A 1996-nucleotide genomic window follows, 5' to 3' on the forward strand; every position below is an offset into this window, starting at 1 on the left:
CTCAACAGAAACTTTCTCAAGACAAGACTCAAAATTTAGAAGTTTCTCCAGAATTATCTCCTACTGACTTGGCAAAGTTGATTAACAGTATCGAACATATTATTAGTGGAATTGCCGAACTCGAATATCCTCGACATAAACTTTTGCAACGGAGAACTCAAACTTTAGAAACTGATTTATTACTAAACATTCTAGAACTAGAAATTCACAAAACTCGCCTGCAAAAATTACTCAATCAAGAAGTCTATTATTGTCAGATAGAATCTATCGAAGATATCGAATATGACGGATGGGTTTATGATTTTGAAGTAAGCAAACATCATAACTTTGTAGCAAATAATATTCTTTGTCATAACACCATTCAAACCATAGCATTTCTGCTAAACCAACAAGAACAAGAAGCACTCGAAGCACCCACATTATTAGTTTGTCCTACCTCCGTATTAGGAAACTGGGAAAGAGAAGTCAAAAAATTCGGACCGAGTTTAAAAGTAATAGTACATCACGGCGATAAACGCGCCAAAGGTAAACAATTTGCCAAAGCAGTAAAAGACAAACATTTAGTCATAACAAGTTATGCCTTATTGTATCGAGATGAAAAAATATTACAGACAATAAAATGGCAGTCAATAATAGTTGATGAAGCGCAAAATATCAAAAATCCAGAAGCAAAACAATCTCAAGCAGCAAGAAAATTAGACGCATCTTTTAGAATTGCCTTAACAGGAACTCCTGTAGAAAATCGCCTTTCAGAATTATGGTCAATTTTAGATTTTTTGAATCCTGGATATTTAGGTAAAAAGCAATTTTTCCAACGTCGGTTTGCTATTCCTATCGAAAAATATGGGGATAAAAATTCATTACAAACTTTACGTTCTCTCGTCCAACCTTTTATTCTGCGTCGTCTCAAAACTGACAAAAATATTATTCAAGATTTACCAGAAAAACAAGAAAATATTGTCTTTTGCCCTTTAGCAAATGAACAAGCAAAACTCTATCAAAATATAGTGGAAAATTCTTTAGCAGAAATTGAAGCTGCTGACGGTATTCAGCGAAAAGGAAAAATTTTAGCCTTATTAGTAAAACTAAAACAACTCTGTAATCATCCCGTACTTTTACAAATCAAAAAAGGCAGTAAGAAAAAAGTAGAAATCAGCGATACAAACTCTGGAAAATTGCAACGTATAGGAGCAATGTTAGAAGAAATAATTTCCGAAGGAGAACGAGCAATTATCTTTACCCAATTTGCGGAATGGGGAAAAGTTTTACAACCTTATTTAGAGAAAAATTTAGGTAGAGAAGTATTGTATTTATATGGAGCTACCCGCAAAATTAAAAGGGAAGAAATGGTAGACCAATTCCAATTAGATCCTCAAGGTCCGCCAATAATGATTCTATCATTAAAAGCTGGAGGTACAGGTTTAAATTTGACTCGCGCTAATCATGTTTTTCACTTTGACAGATGGTGGAATCCCGCAGTAGAAAATCAGGCAACAGATCGGGTATTTAGAATTGGTCAAACTCGGAATGTTCAGGTGCATAAATTTGTTTGTACCGGAACTTTAGAAGAGAAAATACATGATTTAATTGAAAGTAAAAAAGAATTAGCAGAACAAGTAGTAGGTGCAGGTGAACAATGGTTAACTGAACTTGATACAGACCAGTTGAGAAATTTATTAATACTTGATAGAAATCAAGTAATTGAAGATGAGTAGGGGAGTAGGGAAGTAGGGGGAGAAATAAAAAGATAAATAGCTAACAGGAACTATGCTAAACCTAAATGATATCTGTCAGACTGACCCAAATACCAGATATAGCCCCCAAAACTCTAGCGCTATAGTTTTTAACTCTATATATAGTACCTTGCCATAAGTTCTGTTCTGAAAAAAACTTTAGGAGGTTTGGTTTCCAAATCTAAGCACCAAAGGATAAATAAAAAGATAAATAACTAACAGGAACTATGCTAAACCTAAATGATATCTGTCAGACTGACCCA

The 1996-nt window shown here is 34.0% G+C and carries 1 protein-coding gene; it reads left to right on the forward strand.

Annotated features, from left to right (window positions below):
- Window positions 1–1715 (forward strand): SNF2-related protein (locus ACP6PK_RS21110; RefSeq protein ID WP_426562365.1); only part of this gene is annotated, 1715 nt, incomplete at its 5' end.
- Between the last annotated feature and the right edge of the window lie 281 nt (window positions 1716–1996).

This window comes from Dapis hubbardiae BLCC-M172 (assembly GCF_050016015.1).
GTDB lineage: Bacteria > Cyanobacteriota > Cyanobacteriia > Cyanobacteriales > Microcoleaceae > Trichodesmium.